Here is an 18,742-nt window from a genome sequence, read left to right as displayed (position 1 = left end):
GGACGTCGTGCGGGACGAACGGGTGTACAGGGGTGATCCGGCTACCCTTGCCCCATGTCCGTGCAGCCCCGCTCCGAAGTTCCTCTGTCCCGGCCCACCGCTGAGGCGTCGGACGCCCGGCTGCTGACCGAGGCCGTCACCCGGCTGCGCCGCGCCCTGCGGGCCTCGATCCGCACGGACTACCCGTGGGAGACCCTCCCGATGGCGCAGGTCGAGCTGCTGCAGGTGCTCGGCGAGTACTCGCCCGCCCGGATCAGCGACCTGGCCACCCGCCAGCGTCTGGCTCCCAGCACCGTCAGCGGGCTGATCGGCCAGATGATCACAGCGGGGCTCGTCGCCCGCGAGGTCGATCGGGCCGACCGCCGCGCCTCCGTCGTCACCCTCACCGACGCCGGCCGCGAACAGCTCGCCGCCTGGACCGCCGCGCACGAACGCCGTATGGACACGGCTCTTGCAGCCCTCGACGACAGCGCACGCGCGGCCATCGCAGGCGCGCTGCCAGCCTTCTTCCAGCTCGCTGAGAGGCTGGGCAAGCTGGAAGACGGCTCGGCGTCAGGCTGACGAACGAGACCCGGCCGCCGGGCCAGGGTCAACGCGTTCGAGAAGCCCCCGCGTGGTCGACGCCGACAGGGGTCGCCTTGCGCCAGACGAATTGGGGCGCCGGGCGGAGCAGGCCGGGCCTGAAGCCGGCGACCGCCGGTCGGCCTGGCAGCGGGTTGTAGGCGAAGCGCCGGAGCTGGGCCTCTTTGCTGCCAGTTACCCTCGCCAGGCTTTCCGCGGTCTGCTTCTCGGTCCCGTCGAGGGAAGCCACGACGGCGGCGAAGTGCCGTTCGACGACAGGTAGGACCGTGTCACGGCTGACCGCGCGGTTGAGCTTCTCCCGTCAGGGCTGTCGAAGATCGCGGGATCGGAACGCCCGGCGTTGAAGGCGCACATCATGCGCACGGGTGACCGGCTGTGCGCGGGTGGTGGTCGGCGTAGCGGGCCATGATGTCGGCGCCCTCCGCACGACGACGCTGCGATGCTCCTCTTGCGCCATCACGGTCACGGGGGAGGAAAATCTGTTCCCATCACGTGAGAGGGCAGGGGCTTCGGCACGGTAGAAAGGACACATGCCGGAGCACGAGACCCCCACCTGGGCGATGGACGATGTCGATGCGGTCACCCGAGCGGTGCTGACCGCGTCCCGGCTGCTGGTGGCGGTCTCCGCCCGTTCCCTCGCCGAGGTGGAGGAGGGGGTGACGCTGCCGCAGTTCCGGATGCTGGTCGTGCTGGCCACCCGCGGAGACACGAAGCTGGTCGTGCTCGCCGACCTGCTGCAGGTGGCTCCCTCGACGGCGATGCGCATGGTCGACCGGTTGATCGCGGCGGGACTCGCTGACCGGCAGGCCAATCCCCTCAACCGCCGCGAGACCCTGCTGCGGGTCACCGAGGAGGGACGGCGCACCGTCGAGGACGTCACCGCCCGGCGCCGCGCTGAGATCGCCGCGATCGTGGCGCGGCTTTCGCCCACGCAGCGGTTGGCGCTCATCGAGGCGCTGACCGCCTTCAACGAGGCGGGCGGAGAACCTCTCGCGTCGGCGCTGGAGGAGCCGGAACCGCATCCGCTGGGCTGGGTGGTGGACGTCCCGGCGGTACGTGACGCCTGACGGCACGGTCTCGCCGCGGTCGGCGGGCAGGGTGCCGGCCAGGAGCTTCAGCAGGGTCGACTTGCCGGCGCCGTTCTCGCCGACGACGGCGACGAGCTGGCCGGCGGCGACCGTGAGGTCGGCGCCGCGCACGGCGGTGACGAACTTCTCACCCTCCAGCTCTCGCGCCACACTTCCAGGCCCGAAACCTCCACAAGTCCTACGGCAAGCGCCCCGTCCTGCGACAACCTCGTGACCGGATCCGATCTCGGCAAAGCGCTCCAGTCGCTCGCCCAGCCCCACCAGATCGGGTTCATCGTGGGCCGCCTCCCGGAAGGCGCCGAGCACCACGGCCGCCGTCTCCACCGCGGCCGGCCCTTTGCCCTGCACATCCCCCACGATCACCCGGATCCCGCGCCATCCGGCCCCGATGGTCGTACGACAGGACGGCGGCGCCGACTTTCCGCAGCCGCCCGCGTACGCCCTCCCGCTGGGGCTGGGCGCTCACGGCGGCGACCGGCCCCAGCCCTATCGGGTGGCCTTCGCCCCCGGCGACCAGCTGCTGCTGTACACCGACGGCGTCACCGAGACCCGGGACGAGAGCGGCTGCTTCTATCCCCTCGGCGACCGGGCGGACCTGCTCAAGGAGCCCGACGCCGACCGGGCGCTGGAGGCACTGCGCGAGGACCTGGTGCGGCATGCCGCCGGACCGCTGCACGACGACGCCGCGATGCTGCTGCTGCGCTATCACGGTCATGGGGAAGGAAAATCTGTTCCCATCGCGTGAGAGGGCACCGACGTCGGCACGGTAGAAAGGACGTATGCCGGAGCGTGAGAACCCCGCGGGGGCCATGGACGACGTCGACGCGGTGACCCGGGCGGTGCTGACCGCCTCCCGCCTGCTGGTGGCGGTGTCTGCCCGTTCCCTCGCGGAGGTCGAGGAGGCGGTGACCCTTCCGCAGTTCCGGATGCTGGTCGTGCTGGCCACCCGGGGGGCCACCAAACTCGTGGTGCTCGCCGACCTGCTCCAGGTGGCGCCGTCGACGGCGATGCGGATGGTCGACCGGCTCATCGCGGCCGGACTCGCCGACCGGCAGACCAACCCCGACAACCGTCGCGAGACCCTGCTGCAGCTCACCGAGGAGGGGCGGTGCACGGTCGAGGACGTCACCGCCCGGCGCCGTTCCGAGATCGCGGCGATCGTCGCCCGGCTCGGCCCCACGCAGCGCCTCGCGCTCATCGAGGCCCTGGGTGCCTTCAACCGGGCGGGAGGAGAGCCCCCGGCGGCGCCCGCCGTCCACGATCCCGAACCGCATCCGCTCGGCTGGATCGTGGACGGTGCGCTGGCGCACGACGCCTGACCTCCCTCTGCCCGACTGGTCTTCAACGCGTCACGGTCGTCCCTATCCACGGCTTGCTAGATTTTGCATGATGCAAGGAAACCGGGGACGAGGGCTTTGCCGTCGGCTGCGGCACGGACAGGCCGCTGAGCGGCAGCGGGGAAGGACGCGGAGGTGTGACAGGCGTGCGTCGAAGACATCGGCCCTCGTCCGTCGTTGAGCCACACCTGATGGCGCATCTGCGGACCACCGTGTGGGGGCCCGCGGAGTTCGTCGGGCGGCCGCCGCGGCGGCTGGTGGGCGAGGGGATCCTCGCCGGGACTCTCGGAGTCGGGGCGATCGTCGGCACGGCGCTCTTCGGGGCCTGGGCGGGTCGGCCCTCGCTGGCCGACGGTGAGGCCGGGCTGGTGTGTGCGGTGACCCTTGCGCTGTATCTCCGGTGTGTGGGAGCCGGACGCGCGTTGGTCGGCATCGCGGCGGTACTCGGCGTGTGTCTCGCCCTCCAGGTCCCGCAGGCCGCCGCCGGCGTGGTGCTGGCCCAGCGGGGACAGGTCGAGTCCGCGGTGGTGACGTCGGTCGAGAACGGCCGGGGAACGGGCGGCGGACGAGGCCGGTACCTGTGCTCGGTCACGGACGCCGAGGGTCTGCCCCTGAAGGTCCGCATCTGGCGCGGCTGCGAGCGGACGACCCGGCCCGGGGACGTGCTGGCCGTCGTCTACGACCCGCTGGGGCGGGTGCCGCAGCGGGGCGCCGGGACAGGGAGCGGGGTGACGGGGGCGGCCCGCGATCTGGCCCCGTGGGCCGCCGCCCTGGTCGCCGTGAGCCTGGTCGCCGTCGTCCGCTCCCACCGGATCTCCCCGTCTCCGGCCCCGTCCTGACGGGGGGATGTCGTGCGCGGCTGATCAGCCCGCCGTCGGACTGGGCGTGGGTGACGCGGTGTTGACACCCAGGTCGGGACGCGGGGTGAGGGCGACGACCGGGGTGCCGGGCTGCGGGGCGGGCGGGGTGACCTGGTCCTTGGGCAGCTTCGGCGGGGTGGTCTGCTGGAAGTTGACCTGGTCGAAGTTGACCACTCCGGTCTTCTCCAGGACCGTGATGTGGTCCAGGACGGTGTCGTTGGCCAGGTCGGCGAGCGAGCGCACCAGGGTGTTGGTGGTGCTCGCGCGGATCTTGGCGATGGTCGGGAAGATCTGGCCGTGGGTCACGCGCATGATGTTGGCGGCCGTCGAGTCGAACTGCCGCCCCGACTGGGCCGCCGAGGTCGCCACGAACTGCTGCTGTTGCGGGGTGGCCTGGTTGGGCAGGGTGATGTTCAGCATGGGTGCGATCTTGCGGCACAGGTCGTCCAGCCCCGCGTGACCGACGATCAGATGCTTGCCCGCTTCCTTCATCTCCGGTGTCGAGCCCTTCTCCAGCGTCAGTTCGCCCAGTGGGTACTCCCAGAGCCCGGCGGAGCGGACCTTGACGACGAAGTCGCGGTCGGCCTCGGTGAGCGGCCCCCACTGGGTGTTGGCGATGATCCGGGAGGGATTGGAGGCCGTGGTCTGGACGCCGAGCATGCTCGGGTAGGCGAGTGCGGCCAGTGTGGCGGTGAGCGCTCCGCCGACGACGAGGGTTCCGATCGTGTTGCGGGCAATGGGCATGATGCCTCCTGACTCGAGCAAAGTGTTCGTCAAGAGGTACGTAGGAGTCACGCCGACCAATCATTGCGCAAGGTAAAACTTGCACGCTGCCACACAGGTTCGTTGTGGCGGGGTCATCCCGCGGTCGGGGACGCCGAGGGGGAGGGGGACGTGGTCGGGCCCGTCGGCACTCCCTGGGTCGACAGTCCGGGAGGCACGGCGAGCGCGACCATGGGTGCGCCCGGCTGCGGCACAGGTGGCGTGACCTGGGCGGACGGAAGTTTCGGCGGGGTCGTCTCCTGGAAGTTGACCTGGTCGAAGTTGATCAGTCCGGTGTTCTCCATCTGCGTGATGTGGTCCAGGACGACGTCGTTGGCCTGGTCGGCCAGTTGGCGCACGAGGGTGTTCTCGGTCGTGGAGCGGATCTTGGCGATGGTGTTGAAGATCGAGCCGTGGGTGACGCGCAGGGTGTTGGCGAAGTCGGTGTCGAACTGCTTGCCCGTGTCCGACTGGAACGTCGCCAGGAAGCCCTGCTGCTGGGGAGTGGGCTGGTTGGGGATGGTGATGTTCAGCTCGGGGGCGATCTTGCGGCAGCTTGCGTCGAGCGCGGCGTGCCCGATGACCAGGTGCCGCCCTGCCTCGCGTACGGCCGTGGTCGTGCCCTTCTTCATGGCCAGGTCCCCTGAGGGGCCCTCCCAGAGCCCGGCGGAGCGCACGAAGACGACGAAGTTGCGGTCGGCCTCGGTGAGCGGCCCCCACTGGGTGTTGGCGATGATCCGGGACTGGTTGGAGGCCGTGTTCTGTACCCCGAGCATGCTCGGGTAGGCGAGGGCGGCGAGGGTCAGGCTCAGGGCTCCGCCGACGACGGTGGTTCCGATCGTGTTGCGCGAGATGGGCACGGTGCCTCCCGATGCGGGACGGAGTGGGCGTCGTCAGCAGGTACGCGTGCGAAGCGCAAAAGAACCTTTGTTCAAGGTAAAGATTGCATGATGCCAAATGGGAGGGGTCGCATCCGTCCCTTCCCGTCGGCTGGGCGGTTGGCGGTATGGCTGGGTCGCCGTCACCTCTCGTAGAGGTGCGCCGTCGCCACCCGCCCCGGCCGCATGATGCGGATCTTGCCGCGCTCGCAGGCGGGGCAGCGAGGTGACTGCAGCGGTGACCGCACGGCCTTTCCGTCGAGGTGGTAGGCGGCGATGATCCGCGCCTGGTCGTCCACGGTCACGTCGATGTCGTAGGTGTCTTCCCAGCCGTGTCCGCAGTCGAGGCACACGAACGAGTAGGCGCGCCGGACGTGTTCGGTGTGCATGGCCACCTCCCTGGAGCGATGTGTCCTTCGGGGCCCCTGTATCCATTTTTGCACAATGCAAAATTGAAGGGGATCAGGCCGGAGCTCCGTAGCCGTGCCCTCAGGCCGTCGCGTGCACCGTGCGCAGCGCGCTCTGGTGACTGAGCCGGCCGACCGGTTTGCTCAGCGCCGGGTCGAGGACCGGCAGGCCGGTGCCCGCGGCTGTCGGCAGGGTGTGCAGGGACTGGTCGGCGGTGACCGGGACGGGCGGTTCGGCGAGCTGGCCGACCCGGGCCGGGGCCGCCTCCGGTTCCTCCGCCAGGGCCTCGGCGACGGGGACGCCCTGGCTCGAACGGGGGAAAGGCCACTGGCTCCTGCGGTCGGCCGTTCGAGGTCTTCTTGCGCCTAAGTTTTGCATAATGCAAAAGTGGGAGGGTGAGTGCGTGAGTGCCCCGGGCGTGGAAGAGGCGATGCACACCGATGAAGGCAGTGATCTGCGGAGCCGGTATCGCCGGGCTGTCGCTCGCCGGCCGGCTGCACAACGTACTCGGCTGGGAGGTCGTGGTCGTCGAGAAGGCGCCAGGACCGCGCACCGAGGGATACATGATCGACTTCTTCGGCCCGGGCTACGAAGCGGCCGAGGCCATGGGTGTGCTGCCCTGGCTGGAGGAACTGAGCTATCCGGTCTCCGGGGCGGCGTTCGTCGACGACGACGGCCGGTGCCGTGCCCGGCTCGGGTACGACCGGTTCGCCCGGTCCCTGAAGGGGCGCCTGCTGAGCATCATGCGGCCCGACCTCGAACTCGCCCTGCGGGAGCGGCTGTCCTTCGCCGTGGGCCTGCGCTTCGGTGTCGGCCCGGCGCGCGTCGACACCGACGCCCACGGCGTCCGCGTCACGCTCACCGACGGCAGCAGCCTCGACGCCGACCTCCTTGTCGGGGCCGACGGCATCCATTCCACCGTGCGGGCTCTGGCCTTCGGCGAGGAACAGCGGTACGTACGGTATCTGGGTTACCACACAGCCGCGTTCACCTTCGACGACCCCGCCGCGCACGCCGAACTCGGAGACCGGTTCTGCCTCACCGACACCGTCGGCAGACAGATGGGCCTCTACGCCCTGCGGGACGGCCGGGTCGCCGCGTTCGCCGTGCACCACGCCACCGAACCCCGCCTGCCCGACGACACCCGGGCCGCTCTTCGCCGCGAGTACGGCTCGGTCGGCTGGCTGGTTCCCCGAGCCCTCGCCAACTGTCCGCCGCCCTCACGGATCTACTACGACCAGGTCGCCCAGACCGACCTGCCGTGCTGGAGTCGCGGGCGGGTCGTCCTGGTCGGTGACGCCTGCCACGCCGTGTCCCTGCTCGCCGCACAGGGCGCCTCGCTGGCGATCGCCGGAGCCTACGTCCTGGCCGACCAGCTCGCCGGAACCCGCGGCATCGAGGAGGCGCTCGCCGGATATGAACGACTCTGGCGGCCGGTCATCACGCGCAGGCAGCGATCCGCCCGCAGAGCCGCCCGCTGGTTCATCCCCGCGTCGGCCCGGCAACTGCGCCTGCGGTCTGTCGGCCTGCCCGGAGCGAGCCGCATCGCGGGCACGACACTCGCGGGCCGGCAACGACCGTACTTGCGCCAACTCGCCTCGGTACCGGCCTGGGCGGGAACTCCGGACATGAGCGTACAGCGCCCGTATCGCGGCACACATGCGCAGGCGGCGAAGAGTTCCGGCGAGCAGACCCGTCGGGCGGAGAGTTAGATGTCATCAAGTCCCAGTCCCGGCCTGCGCGTTGTCACCGCCCGGCTGCGCGAGGCCCTGGAAGCCGCCGACTGCCGACTGCTCGCAGACCTCCCGCATCCGAACGTTCACCGGGGCCCACCAGAGGGAGGCGAAACAGCCTGCCACGCCCGCTCCCACGTCCGCCTGCCCGAGCCGGATGTCACCATGCGGCCCTCGGGCCAGGGGACACGCCGGACCGCGGGCGGCACGGACACCGCGCAGTGGGGGTGCCATGGGTTTGGCCATGTGCCCGTTGTGCGGTGACGACGAGGACATCGCACTGGTCCGCGCCCTGGACTACGGACGTAAGGTCGTGAAGCACCGGTGCGGCTGCGAATGGGAGCACGGCGAGCCCGCTCTTCCGAAGATGGACAACATGTCCGGCATGGCGATGGGCGACCCCTCGGCCACGCCCGCCTACCAGATGCCTCACGCCACCGTGGTCGAGGGCACGTTCAAGCTGCTGGACACCCGGCCGCCGGGACTGGACCACGTCAAGGGAACGGCGTGGCTCGCGCAGGGGCCGAAGGGCACGACCGTCACGGTGAAACTGACGGGACTTCAGCCCGGGGCCTCCTACATGGCGCATCTGCACGCCCAGCACTGCGCGGCCGACAACGGCGGCGAGCACTTCCAGTTCGTCAAGGGCGGCCCCGCCATGCCGCCCAACGAGGTGCACCTGGCCTTCAAGGCAGACACGAAGGGCATCGGGATGACCACGGTGAACAACGACCGCAAGACCGGCAAGGGCGCGGTCGCCATCGTGGTCCACCCCAGCGACGCTCTCGACAACCGCATCGCATGCGCGGACTTCGACTTCTGAGGGCACCGGCCGTGCTCTGCGCGGCCGCGTGCGCGTTCTTCTCCGCCGGCGGTACGCCGGCCTACGCCCACACCGCCCTGCGGTCGGCATCCCCGGCTCCCGGGGCCAAGGTCGGGTCCGACACCCAGGTCATCGCGCTGACCTTCGGAACCCTCCTGAAGTGAACCGTGCCCAAGGTCTCCGCGGCCGGACCCGACGGCGAACCGGTGCCCGTCGGCGAACCCGTCGTGGTCCCGGGCTCCACCGTGTGCGCGGCCGTGCGGGGGCGGCCGGCCGGAGTCGACTCCATCACCTACACGGTGCTGGCGGCTGACGGCGACGCGCAGACCCACCGCTTCCTGTTCCAGGTGGCGGAGGGCACGAAAGCGGCGCCGGTGCCCGCGGCGTGCCGAGGCCGACGGCTGCCGAGTCCACCGCAGGAGCAGGCGAGCGGCTTCCTGGAGCGGCAGGGGACCGCTGTCGTCGGTGCCTCGGCCGCGACGGCCGTGCTGACAGCTGTGGTCGGAGTGCTGGTCGTGCGCAGGAAGCGGCGAGGCCCTGCGACCGTGGGAGGCGGTGACGCCGTGACCGGGTGAACGGCGTGCCGACGGCGGCTTCCGCCTCAGGTCGCTGCTCGGCGCGCTGTTCCATGGCGTGATGATGGGAGCCATGGCGTGGATGGTCGCCGTCATGGACTCCGGTGACATGACCGCGGGGCAGGGATCGGGCGGGGCCGGGCACGCCATGGCGGGAATGGACATGTCGGCGGGCGGGGGCCTGGCCACCATGAGCCTCGTCGGCACCGGACGCAAGCTGACAGCGGCCGTGCTGGCCCTCGTCCTGCTGGCCTTCACGCTGCGCTGGCTGGCCCGCGCCTTCGACGCCGCCCGCGCCCTGCCCGCGACCGGGCCTGGGCCGGTGGCGGACATCAGGGCCGACGCGTGGTCGCCGGCCTGTCATGCGGCCATGGCTCTGGGGATGGCCCTGATGTTCGTGCTGCTCCTCTGAACCGCGCCGCTCGGCGGGGTGCGAATGATCGCCTGCGCGGGGAGCTTCGGGCCGTTCCGGTGCCTGCGAGTTCCCTGCGCGGGTCGCCGTCGCCGGCCGCGCAGTCCGTCCGCGCCTCCGGCAAGGCTCGTTGCCGGTAGCGGTGGGTGCGGGACTGCCGCGTCGGCACGTTGTTCCTCGTACGCTCGCTCCTGCCCCGCAGCGCTCCTCGGCCGACGACCGCCCCCTGCGAGTCGGCTGCGACGCCGCCCATCCACGACCAGCCGGCCGAGGCCGTGATCGCGACAGGCGGTGACCGCGTTCCGGCCAGGGTCAGGGACAAGCCCGGCGGGCTCACCTGAGAGACCGTGCACAGCCGGCACCCGCCCGCACGTTTCAGCACGCCGGCCCGCGCTTCCTCTCGACTCCCCCAAACGAGCGTCATGACAGGATGAAAGCCGTGAAGAAACCGGCCGGTCACCCCGCGCCGGGACGGCACTGATCGTACGTACCGTCGATGATGCTCTCGACATCGAGCAGATGCTGCCCGCGGACAGCCGGAAGGACCTTGCCTTCGCATCCGTCTTCGCCCATCTCAACTTGTGCCGAGCAGGCGGCCGAGCGTGTCGATACCTGGCCATCCCAGCATTGGCAGCTCCATAACAGCGGGACGATGTCCGCTCCTGGAGAACTGTGGACGTTCGCCGGCTGGGGGACTGTGCTACTGCCCTCACACGAGGGCCGTTCCGTCATCGTCCACGGATGCGGGCCCATTCCCGCCGAGCGCAGCCTCTTCGAGGTCCCTGACACCACCGGCTACGGGTTCCGACTCGGTGAGCCGCTGCATCTGGATCTGCTCAGCCCGGGTCAGCTGTCCGCCTTCCTCCCTCGCGGGGGTTCCGTCCACCCGGACCTGGCGGCGCGGTTCAACCTGCCCGAATCTCCCGGCGCCCACTGACACCCGACCTGTTCCCGCAGAACAGCCCGCAGAGATCGGTGACGCAGACGCCAAGTCCGGGGTCGTCCTCATGGGCTCTCTCGTCGGCCACGTTGCCCACCCGGCCGGTGTGCGGGTGCCGTGATGCCCCATCAGTTATCGATTCCCGCCCTTGCCCCGTTGGCGTGCCGTGTCCTCGGACCCAGACCGGTGTGGCGGGCGGGGCAGCAGGGACACCGCCAGGGCGGGAGCGGCGGCCAGGATCAGCCAGGGCACGGCGGGCGGGAGGCCGAGGTCGAGGAGGGTGCCGGTGGCCGAGCTGCCGGCGAGGACGATCAGTCCGGAGACGGAGGAGAGGGCGCCGGTGTAGAGGCCGAGTCTGCCGGTCTCGGCGAGGTCGGGGACCCAGGCGCGGGCGGCCGGGGTGATGAGCATCTGGCCGAGGGTGAGCAGGACGACGTATCCGGCGGCGGGCAGCAGTCCCGCGAGTCCGGTCCAGCCCGCGGGCCGTGCCGCGGCCACGACCGCGAACCCGGCGGCGACGAGCAGCAGCCCCCATGCCATGGAGCGGCGCGGGTCGAGTCGTTCGCCGGCCCAGCGGGCGACGGGCAGTTGGGCGGAGACGACCAGCAGGGAGGAGAGAGCGAACAGCCAGGACAGGGCCGCTTGGGAGCCGGTCGCCCGTTCCACCTCGGCGGGGAGGGCGAGGTAGAGCTGGTTGTAGGCGAGCAGGTAGCTGCCGTAGGCGCAGCACAGGGCGAGGAAGCGGCGGTTGCGTAGCAGGGCGCGCACCCCGCCTTGGTCCCGTACCCGCTCCCGGCCGGGGATGTGCCGGGGCATCAGCAGGGCGTGTCCGGCGAGGACGAGGACGAAGACCGCTGCCCCGGCGAGGCAGGCGGCGCGGAAGTCCACCGCGAGCAGCAGACCGCCCAGGAGGGGGCCGACGAAGGCGCCTGCCTGGCCCGCGGCGGAGAACAGGGCCAGGACCCGGGTGCGGGGGCCGTGCCCCTCCTCCTCCCACACCACCGCCTGCCGGGCCACCTCGGACTCCACGGCGGGGGAGAAGAGCGCGGCGGCGAAGCCGATGCACAGCACCGAGCCGATCACCGCCCAAGGGGTCTGTGCGTACCCGAGCCAGGCGAACCCGGCAACCCGCAGCGCGCATCCGATCAGGACGACCGGGCGTACGCCGTAGCGGTCGACGAGCCAGCCGCCGACCACGAACAGTCCCTGCTGGCTGAAGGTGCGCAGGCCGAGCACGAATCCGACCAGCCAGCCCGCCATGCCGATGGAGGTGCCGAGGTGTTCGGCGAGGAACGGCAGTACGGCGAAGAAGCCGATGTTGAAGGCGAGCTGGGTCAGGATCAGCAGGCGCAGGAGCGGGGAGAGGTGCTTCCAGACGCGTTCGCGCGGACGTTTCGTGGCGGGGGCGGCCGCGCGCGTCGGGTTGCCGGAGGCGTGTTCTGTCATGCCGTGTCCGTGGGGGCGGTGACGCTGGTCATGGCAAGGTGGGGCGGCTCGGGCGCGGCCGGGGGTTCCGGGCCGCTGGGCACCGCGGGTGGTGGCGCCGGTGTCCGCTTCCGGCGGGGCAGACGCATCCCTCCTGCCGCCGTGACGGCCAGCGCGCCGAGGAGGGCGAGGACGGCGGCGGGGGCGAGTACGGCCCACGGCGCGCGTTCGACGTAGGGCTGGTTCTCCGCGAGCAGCAGGCCCCACTCGGGGGACGGCGGCTGGGCGCCCAGGCCGAGGAAGCCGAGCGCGGCCAGGCTCAGCGCGATGCCGGGCAGCCGGAGCAGGGCGTGTCGGATCACGGGTGGCAGGACCGCGGGGAGGAGTTCGTGCCGGAGGAGGTATCCACGGCCTGCGCCCAGGGCCCATGTCGCGGTCAGATGGAGGGTGGCGCGTTCCTGGCGCAGCAGGGCCGAGGTGTGGGTGGCCAGCGGTGACCAGGCCACGACGGCCACCGCCAGGGCCGGTGTCCAGGAACCGCTGGCCGTGATGCCGGTGACGAGGAGGGCGGCCAGCACGGGCGGTACGGCGTTCACGGTGTCGACCAGCGGCCCGGACAGGCGGGGCAGCAGCCCCACCAGGACGCCGGCCAGCAGGGCGGCGGCGCTCACCGCGAGTGCGGTACCGAGAGTGGTGAGCGCGCCGTGCGCGATCCGGGCCAGCACGTCCCGGCCGAGCGAGTCGGTGCCGAACGGGTGGGCCCAGGACGGGGCTTGGAGGCGGGCGGTGGTGTCGAGAGCGAGTGGGTCGCGGGGCAGCCCGAGGGTGATGACGGCGGTGAGCAGCAGGGCGTGGACGACCGGTACGACCCGTGGTGCGGGCGGGGTGGGGCGGTGCAGGGAGTGCAGGGCGCCGTCGCGCAGCGCGGGCCCGGTCAGCCACCGCACGCCGAGCCGGGCGAGCAGCGCGGCGACGGCCGCGAGGACGACGAGGGCGAGGGTGCCGGTCTGCAGGACGGGCAGGTCCTGGGCGAGGGCGGCGCGCAGGGTGAGCCGGCCGAGACCGGGGATGTCGAAGATCTGCTCGACGGCGACCGAGCCGCCGGTCAGGCCGACCACGAACAGGCCCAGGTTGGGCAGGAGTGCGGGCACCGCGCGGCGCAGGGCCTGGCGGGCGATCGACGCGGGCGGGATGCCGCGCGCGGCGGCGGCCAGCGCCCACGGCTCGGCGAACGCGGCGGGCAGCAGGTCGTCCAGCATCCGCCCGAGGACCGCCCCGGCGGGCAGGCCGAGGGCGAGAGCGGGCAGGACCATCCACCGCGGGCCGTACCAGCCGAGCGCGGGCAGCCAGCCCAGTTGCACGCCCACGACCGAGGCCAGGACGGAGGCGACGAGGAACTCGGGCAGCGCGGCCAGGACCGCCGACCCGGTACCGCCGGGGCCGCGGGCGCCGAGGCGGCGCCGCGAGCCCAGCCACAAGGTGCGGGCACACACCACCGCGACCGTGGCCAGGGTGACGACGACGGCACCGGCCATCAGCAGCAGGGACGCACCGACGGCCTGTACGGCGGCCGGAAGCACCTCGGTGTCCGACACCCAGGACCGGCCCGCGTCGCCCCGCAGCAGCCCGCCGAGCCAGCTCCCCAGCAGCGCCAACGGGCCGTCGTCCAGGCCGATGTGGTCTCGGATGGCGCGCAGCGTCTCGGGGGTCGGGGTGCGTTCGGCTGAACGGGCCTTGAGCACGGTCAGTGCCGGGTCGGTGCGCGAGAGCCAGGGCAGCAAGCCGATCGCGCCGACGAGGGCCGCCGTGAGCACGGCCCGCCACAGCAGTGTGGGGCCGCCGCCCCGCGCCAAGCTGCGCAGGGCGGCGGTGACTCCGGTCCTTCCGGGTGCCGCCGCGGGCTTCAGCGCCGGGTCCCGGTGCCGACGAACTCCCGCTCGTACGGGTCGAGTACGGCGCCCTTGACGGACGTGCCGACGCCGGTGACGACCTTGAGGTGGACGAGGGGGATCACCGCGTCGGTGCCGAGGATCGCGGCCTCCGCCTTCATCGCGGCGTCCTGGCGCTTGGCGGGGTCCGACTCGGCCTGGGCGTCCGCGACCAGCTTGTCGACGCCCTTGTCGCACAGGAGCGACAGGTTGTAGGAGCCGGCACAGGTGTAGTCGCCGGCCAGGACGGTGACCGGGTCGCCGGTGTCCAGCATCATGTTGCGGGAGACGACGGCGGCGTCGAACTTGCCCGCCAGCAGGTCGCTTTCGAGCCGGGCGTAGGCGCGCACATCCAGCTTCACGGTGAAGTCGGCCTCCTCCAGCTGCTGCTGGAGCACCTGGGCGGCCTCCGCCAGCTCGGGCCGGTCGTTGTAGGTGGCGACGGTGATGCTCTTGCCCTTGGCGTCGGCGGGCTTCGCCCGGCCGGCCGGCTCGGTCCGCTTGCCGGACGCCCAGGTCAGGGCGGGACCGAACAGCCCCTGGGCGGGCTCGGCGTAGTTCTCGTACACGCCCTTGGCGACGGCGGAGGTGTCGATCGCCTCGCGGGCGGCGGCACGCAGACCGGCGTCCTTGAACACGCCCTTGCGGGTGTTGAGGTACAGGCTGGTGTTCCGGGCGGTGTTGATCTCGTGGACGGTGTCCTGGTCAAGGGAGGCGACCTGGGCGACGGGGAGCGCCTCGGCGATGTCCACGTCTTCGGTGCGCAGGGCGTTGGCGCGGGCGGTGCCGTCGGAGACGTACTTCGCGTCGACGCCGGATGCCTGGGTGCGACCGCCCCAGTAGTCGTCGAAGCGGTCCAGGGTGGCCGCCGTGTCACCGGTGATCTTCGTGAGCTCGAAGGGGCCGGTGGCGGTGCCGACGGGGTCGACCTTGCCGTTCTGCGCGTACGCCTTCGGGGAGAACACCGCCAGGTTGGGGTTGGTCAGGCGGAGCGGCAGCACCGTGTCGGCGGTGGCGGTACCGACCTTCACCTGGTCGTCGCCGACGGCCTCGGCGGTGAGCTTCACACCGGAGAGGACGGCGGGGGCGGGGTCGGCCGCCGCGGCGCGGGTGAGCGCGGTGGCGACGGCCTTCGGGGTGACGTCGGTGCCGTCCTGGAACTTGGCGTCCCGCAGGGTGAACAGCCAGCTCCTTCCGCCCTGTTCGCTGCTCCAGGAGGTGGCGAGGGCGGGTACGGCGGTGCCGTTGGCGTCCAGGCGGGTCAGGCCCTCGACGACTCCGAGCCGGGACAGGGCGACGGCGTCCTGGCCGTAGGGGGAGTAGTTCTCGGCGGGCGGGAAGGCCAGTGCCACCCGTACGCGCCCGTCGCCATCGGAGTCGGAGGAGCCCGAGGACGAGTTGTCGCCGGAGGAGGAGAAACAGCCGGAGAGCAGAGGGGTGAGCAGCAGGCCGGCTATCAGCCGAAGGCGGGGAGATCTCATGGTCCTCGTTCTGTCTTTCAGGGCCCTTCGCAGGGCATGGCGTCTCGGCAGACACCGACCGGCATCATATGAACATGATTTTCATTCAAGCAAGCGGGATCTCGAAGTGCACGACGCCGCTGCCGCCGCCGGGCACCTCCTCCCGCTCGTCGCAGACGACCTTGCCGAGCGCCTGCCACAGCCCCACCGCGCCGGGTGAATGCGGATAGGTGTGCAGATAGACGGCCCGGTAACTCCCGTCCGCCCGCGCGAAGTCCAGCAACCCGTCCACGAGCCGCCGGGCCAGCCCGCGCCGCCGGTGCTCCGGGCGCACGTACACCCGTCGCAACTGGGCGGTCGCCCCCGACGGATAGCGCTCGGCGAGCCATCGGGGGTTCGGCGGATGGGCGGGACCCCGCGCGTCGAGCGCGGCGGTGGCGGCCACCGTCCCGTCCGTCTCGTCCACCGCGACCAGCAGCGTGTGCCGGGGCGGGGTCATGTAGAACGACTCGGGGTCGATGATGTCCGCGTGCCAGCGCGGCACGTACCCGGTCCCGAAGTCCCGGTAGACGGTGTCGAGCATCACGGCCCGCGCCTCGCCGAGGTGCGCCGTGGTGGCCGTTCTGATGCGATAGTCAAGCACCTGCAAATCATATGCAGTAGTTTCTGTGTGCCGGAGTGGTTGCGCAGGTCGGACGGACACGAGGCGGGGCGTCGACAGCGGTGTGATCCTCGGGTTTCCGCTGGGTTCTGGATTCTGGTTGCAGGGAGGGCGGGGTGCGGCGTGGACGGCTCGCGGCCGGTCAAGGACCCGGAGCCTGGGACCTCGGAGACCGGCGTTCGGCGTATGCCCAGCGGGACCGTGGGCTTCTGACGGTGGACAAGGACGGCTGCGCTCTCCACATGGAGGTCACCGAGGCTGGACGGCTCCACCTTCGGCGTGGTCATCATCCCGACGACTCGGCAATCGCCGATGACGGCGGGGCGTTGGTGCCCCGGAGCCGCCGACGTCATCCAGCGAGCGGTCTGTCGTCAGGGTGCGGCGCGCGGTGACGCAGGAACTGGCCGAGGGGCTTGTCACCCAAGCGCATGTCCAGTTTGCCGAGCCCGACGACGGAGTCGCTGAGTGCCGCAGGGCCGTCAATGACGCGAAGCGGCATGGCGTGGAACCGGAAGGCAGGCGCTTCCTCGTGGCCTGTCCGGGTCGAGCACGGCACCGAGGACCCTATGCGAACGACACCGGCCGGGCCCGTCGCCGGTCCGCTGTCCCGGCAATGGAGCGCGGACCTGAACTCGCCACGGCAGACGTGAACGCTGCGCCCCGTCGCCATCCTCGACGTCTCACAACCTCCCGTGCACGAGTTGGCCAGGCGTGGTCGCGGTTCAGCCGGTGAGCCCGCCGACTCCGCGCCAACACGTGGGCTCCTGCTGAGGGATGGATGGCGGTGCCAGGGCACGCTGCCTTGCGTCTGGGGATGGGCGGGCCAGGGCGCGTCCGCTCCGCAGAGCATGAAAGCCGTCAACAATCACGTTGACAAAGGGATCGGAGTGATCCGTAGGCAAGGAGATCCACAGACCTCCTTGGCGTCCGGGGACAGGGGACAGGGGCGGTGCGGGATCGGCGCGTGCTCCGGTGCCGGGCACGTGCGTTGCCCGGCACCGGCGTTCCTGGGTGACTACGCGGCGGGTAGTACGTGGTCGCCGATCTTGTCGGTGCTCAGGCACAGCGAGCAGATCACCGCGTCGTGGGTGGCGCAGGCGGCCAGGTCGGGGCGCTCGTAGGGCTGATGGCAGACGTGACAGTCGTAGGTGACCGCGCTGGGGTTGCCGTCCGTGTCGAGGAGCGGCTCGTCGATGCCGTCGTCGGTGCGGCGCAGGTAGTAGCGGCCCTTGGTGACGATCGCCATCAGCGGGGTGAGGACGAAGGCAATGACGGCGGCGGCGACCGGGGAGTACGGCTGGAGGGTGTCGCCGAGGGCGTGGAAGTACAGGGCGATGGACAGCCCGGAGGCGGCGGCGAAGGAGACCACGCCGACCGGGTTGACGGCGTGGAGCATGCCGCGGCGGAACTCCGGCTGGAGCGGGGAGAGTTTGAGCAGGTACTTGTTGATGCCGATGTCGGTGGCGACGGTGACGACCCAGGCGATGGCGCAGTTCGAGTAGAAGCCCAGGATGTTGTTGAGGAAGCTGAACATGTCGGCTTCCATCAGGGCGAGCGCGAAGCCGAGGTTGACCAGGACGAAGACCATGCGGCCGGGGTAGTGCTTGGTGACGCGGGTGAAGGAGTTCGTCCAGGCGAGGGAGCCCGAGTACGCGTTGGTCACGTTGATCTTGATCTGGCTGATCACGACGAGGACGACGGCCAGCGGGAGGACCAGCCAGGACGGCATCATCGCGTCGAAGGCGCCCTTGAACTGCTGGATCGGCTCGGGCGCGACGTCCGGTCCGACCTTGGCGAGGATGTAGACGGCGAGGAAGACGCCGATGGCCTGCTTGAGCGCGCCGAGCACCACCCAGCCGGGTCCGGCCATGATGACCGCGGTCCACCAACTGCGCTTGTTCGCCTCGGTCTTGGGCGGCATGAAGCGCAGGTAGTCGATCTGCTCGCCGATCTGCGCGATGAGCGAGAGACACACGCCCGCGCCCAGCAGCACCGAGGCGGTGTTGACGCCGCCGTCGCCGTCGGTGCCCGCGTAGGCGAGGAAGCGGTCGACCGTGCCCGGGTCCTTGGAGATCAGGTAGACCAGCGGAGCGACCATCAGCAGCAGCCAGACGGGCGTCGTCCACACCTGGAGCTTGCTGAGCGCCTTCATGCCGTAGATCACCAGCGGGATCACCATGAAGGTGGAGACCAGGTAGCCCAGCCACAGCGGCAGTCCGAGCCCGAGCTTCAGACCCTGCGCCATGATCGAGCCTTCGAGGGCGAAGAAGATGAAGGTGAAGCTGGCGAAGATGACGCTGGTGAGGACCGAGCCGTAGTAGCCGAAACCGGAGCCGCGGGTGATCAGGTCGAGGTCGATGTTGTAGCGGGCGCCGTAGTAGGCGAGCGGGAAGCCGGTGACGAAGATGACCACGGCCGCGACGGCGATCGCGACCAGCGCGTTGCCGGTGCCGTGGGCCAGTCCGATGCCGGCGCCGATGGAGAAGTCGGCCATGTAGGCGATGCCGCCGAGGGCCGTGGTGGCCACGACCATGGGGGTCCAGCGGCGGTAACTGCGGGGCGCGAAGCGGAGGGTGTAGTCCTCCAGGGTTTCCTTGGCCGCCTGGTCGGTCGTCTTCGTCGGGGTTGCCGTTGTCGGCCGTGACTCGGTTGCGCTCACGTCACGCCTCCTTGCTGCGGGTTGGGGACTGCGTGGGGGTGCGTCACCGGGAGGGCAGCACGAGCAGGGCGTGGCCGAGGTGGGGTCGGCGAGGGGTGTCCGGCGGCTCTTGCGTCTCTCCGGTCGGGGCCACGCCCTCGTGGCCACGAGGAGGGACGCTAGGAAGGAGTCGTTACCTCTGAATACTTCCTGGGTGAAGCAAATGTTTCCG

The 18,742-nt window shown here is 71.1% G+C and carries 19 protein-coding genes and 3 pseudogenes; 11 read left to right on the top strand and 11 right to left on the bottom strand.

Annotated features, from left to right (window positions below; genetic code table 11):
- Positions 1–54: 54 nt before the first annotated feature.
- The gene (locus ACIRA5_RS26230) at positions 55–561 is read left to right on the top strand and encodes a MarR family winged helix-turn-helix transcriptional regulator (RefSeq protein WP_403694207.1); all 507 of its coding nucleotides are present in this window, start codon (positions 55–57) and stop codon (positions 559–561) included.
- A 551-nt stretch (positions 562–1,112) separates the two neighbouring features.
- The gene (locus ACIRA5_RS26225; RefSeq protein ID WP_403694205.1) at positions 1,113–1,649 is read left to right on the top strand and encodes a MarR family winged helix-turn-helix transcriptional regulator; all 537 of its coding nucleotides are present in this window, start codon (positions 1,113–1,115) and stop codon (positions 1,647–1,649) included.
- 39 nt (positions 1,650–1,688) lie between these two features.
- Here ACIRA5_RS26225 and ACIRA5_RS26220 read toward each other — a convergent pair.
- Together ACIRA5_RS26220 and ACIRA5_RS26215 are read right to left on the bottom strand one after the other, a co-directional pair.
- Positions 1,689–1,781: pseudogene (locus tag ACIRA5_RS26220) on the bottom strand (ATP-binding cassette domain-containing protein); the annotation flags it as partial.
- Positions 1,779–2,042: pseudogene (locus ACIRA5_RS26215) on the bottom strand (SpoIIE family protein phosphatase); the annotation flags it as partial. The pseudogenes ACIRA5_RS26215 and ACIRA5_RS26220, both read right to left, overlap by 3 nt.
- Before the next feature lie 4 nt (positions 2,043–2,046).
- On the opposite strand from ACIRA5_RS26215, the pseudogene ACIRA5_RS26210 reads away from it, so the two are divergent.
- The 3 genes and pseudogenes from ACIRA5_RS26210 to ACIRA5_RS26200 form a co-directional block, all read left to right on the top strand.
- Positions 2,047–2,415: pseudogene (locus tag ACIRA5_RS26210) on the top strand (PP2C family protein-serine/threonine phosphatase); the annotation flags it as partial.
- A 34-nt stretch (positions 2,416–2,449) separates the two neighbouring features.
- The gene (locus tag ACIRA5_RS26205; RefSeq protein ID WP_403694203.1) at positions 2,450–2,989 is read left to right on the top strand and encodes a MarR family winged helix-turn-helix transcriptional regulator; all 540 of its coding nucleotides are present in this window, start codon (positions 2,450–2,452) and stop codon (positions 2,987–2,989) included.
- A 209-nt stretch (positions 2,990–3,198) separates the two neighbouring features.
- Positions 3,199–3,846: a hypothetical protein gene (locus ACIRA5_RS26200; RefSeq protein WP_403694200.1), complete on the top strand. Its 648-nt coding sequence runs from the start codon at positions 3,199–3,201 to the stop codon at positions 3,844–3,846.
- A gap of 24 nt (positions 3,847–3,870) precedes the next feature.
- Here the strand turns inward: ACIRA5_RS26200 and ACIRA5_RS26195 are convergent, their stop codons facing one another.
- The 4 genes from ACIRA5_RS26195 to ACIRA5_RS26180 all read right to left on the bottom strand — a co-directional run bounded on the left by ACIRA5_RS26195 (position 3,871) and on the right by ACIRA5_RS26180 (position 6,293).
- Positions 3,871–4,611, bottom strand: coding sequence for a DUF4142 domain-containing protein (locus ACIRA5_RS26195; protein WP_403694197.1), 741 nt, complete (start codon positions 4,609–4,611; stop codon positions 3,871–3,873).
- Positions 4,612–4,724: 113 nt separating this feature from the next.
- A complete protein-coding gene (locus ACIRA5_RS26190; RefSeq protein WP_403694194.1) occupies positions 4,725–5,489 on the bottom strand; it encodes a DUF4142 domain-containing protein in 765 nt (254 codons plus the stop codon).
- A gap of 161 nt (positions 5,490–5,650) precedes the next feature.
- Entirely contained in the window at positions 5,651–5,896 is a 246-nt protein-coding gene (locus ACIRA5_RS26185; protein ID WP_403694191.1) for a hypothetical protein, read from the bottom strand.
- A 100-nt stretch (positions 5,897–5,996) separates the two neighbouring features.
- Positions 5,997–6,293, bottom strand: a complete 297-nt coding sequence (locus ACIRA5_RS26180; protein WP_403694189.1) for a hypothetical protein — start codon at positions 6,291–6,293, stop codon at positions 5,997–5,999.
- Between the two features lie 62 nt (positions 6,294–6,355).
- Between ACIRA5_RS26180 and ACIRA5_RS26175 the strand changes: the two genes are divergently transcribed.
- The 6 genes from ACIRA5_RS26175 (at position 6,356) to ACIRA5_RS26150 (ending at position 10,395) form a co-directional block, all read left to right on the top strand.
- Positions 6,356–7,627, top strand: coding sequence for an FAD-dependent monooxygenase (locus tag ACIRA5_RS26175; RefSeq protein ID WP_403694188.1), 1,272 nt, complete (start codon positions 6,356–6,358; stop codon positions 7,625–7,627).
- A 253-nt stretch (positions 7,628–7,880) separates the two neighbouring features.
- Entirely contained in the window at positions 7,881–8,471 is a 591-nt protein-coding gene (locus ACIRA5_RS26170) for a superoxide dismutase family protein (protein ID WP_403694186.1), read from the top strand.
- The gene (locus ACIRA5_RS26165; RefSeq protein WP_403694185.1) at positions 8,450–8,635 is read left to right on the top strand and encodes a hypothetical protein; all 186 of its coding nucleotides are present in this window, start codon (positions 8,450–8,452) and stop codon (positions 8,633–8,635) included. The genes ACIRA5_RS26170 and ACIRA5_RS26165 overlap by 22 nt, the downstream gene beginning before the upstream one ends.
- Before the next feature lie 3 nt (positions 8,636–8,638).
- Positions 8,639–9,046 (top strand): copper resistance protein CopC, encoded by a 408-nt coding sequence (locus ACIRA5_RS26160; RefSeq protein ID WP_403694183.1) that lies wholly within the window; start codon positions 8,639–8,641, stop codon positions 9,044–9,046.
- Between the two features lie 34 nt (positions 9,047–9,080).
- Positions 9,081–9,458: a DUF5134 domain-containing protein gene (locus tag ACIRA5_RS26155; RefSeq protein WP_403694480.1), complete on the top strand. Its 378-nt coding sequence runs from the start codon at positions 9,081–9,083 to the stop codon at positions 9,456–9,458.
- Between the two features lie 652 nt (positions 9,459–10,110).
- Positions 10,111–10,395, top strand: coding sequence for a hypothetical protein (locus ACIRA5_RS26150; RefSeq protein ID WP_403694182.1), 285 nt, complete (start codon positions 10,111–10,113; stop codon positions 10,393–10,395).
- Between the two features lie 135 nt (positions 10,396–10,530).
- Here the strand turns inward: ACIRA5_RS26150 and ACIRA5_RS26145 are convergent, their stop codons facing one another.
- The 5 genes from ACIRA5_RS26145 to ACIRA5_RS26125 all read right to left on the bottom strand — a co-directional run bounded on the left by ACIRA5_RS26145 (position 10,531) and on the right by ACIRA5_RS26125 (position 18,531).
- The gene (locus ACIRA5_RS26145; RefSeq protein WP_403694180.1) at positions 10,531–11,844 is read right to left on the bottom strand and encodes an MDR family MFS transporter; all 1,314 of its coding nucleotides are present in this window, start codon (positions 11,842–11,844) and stop codon (positions 10,531–10,533) included.
- On the bottom strand, positions 11,841–13,676 hold the full coding sequence (locus ACIRA5_RS26140) for an ABC transporter permease subunit (RefSeq protein ID WP_403694178.1): 1,836 nt from the start codon (positions 13,674–13,676) through the stop codon (positions 11,841–11,843). The genes ACIRA5_RS26145 and ACIRA5_RS26140 overlap by 4 nt, the downstream gene beginning before the upstream one ends.
- A gap of 50 nt (positions 13,677–13,726) precedes the next feature.
- Positions 13,727–15,232, bottom strand: coding sequence for an ABC transporter substrate-binding protein (locus ACIRA5_RS26135; RefSeq protein ID WP_403694177.1), 1,506 nt, complete (start codon positions 15,230–15,232; stop codon positions 13,727–13,729).
- Between the two features lie 85 nt (positions 15,233–15,317).
- Positions 15,318–15,854, bottom strand: a complete 537-nt coding sequence (locus ACIRA5_RS26130; RefSeq protein WP_403694175.1) for a GNAT family N-acetyltransferase — start codon at positions 15,852–15,854, stop codon at positions 15,318–15,320.
- Positions 15,855–16,887: 1,033 nt separating this feature from the next.
- A complete protein-coding gene (locus ACIRA5_RS26125) occupies positions 16,888–18,531 on the bottom strand; it encodes a purine-cytosine permease family protein (protein WP_403694174.1) in 1,644 nt (547 codons plus the stop codon).
- Positions 18,532–18,742: the final 211 nt, after the last annotated feature.

It is taken from the genome of Streptomyces sp. NPDC096311 (genome assembly GCF_044763085.1).
Classification (GTDB): Bacteria; Actinomycetota; Actinomycetes; order Streptomycetales; family Streptomycetaceae; genus Streptomyces.
Note: the sequence above shows the minus strand (reverse complement) of the source record. Positions and strands in the feature narration are given on the sequence as shown.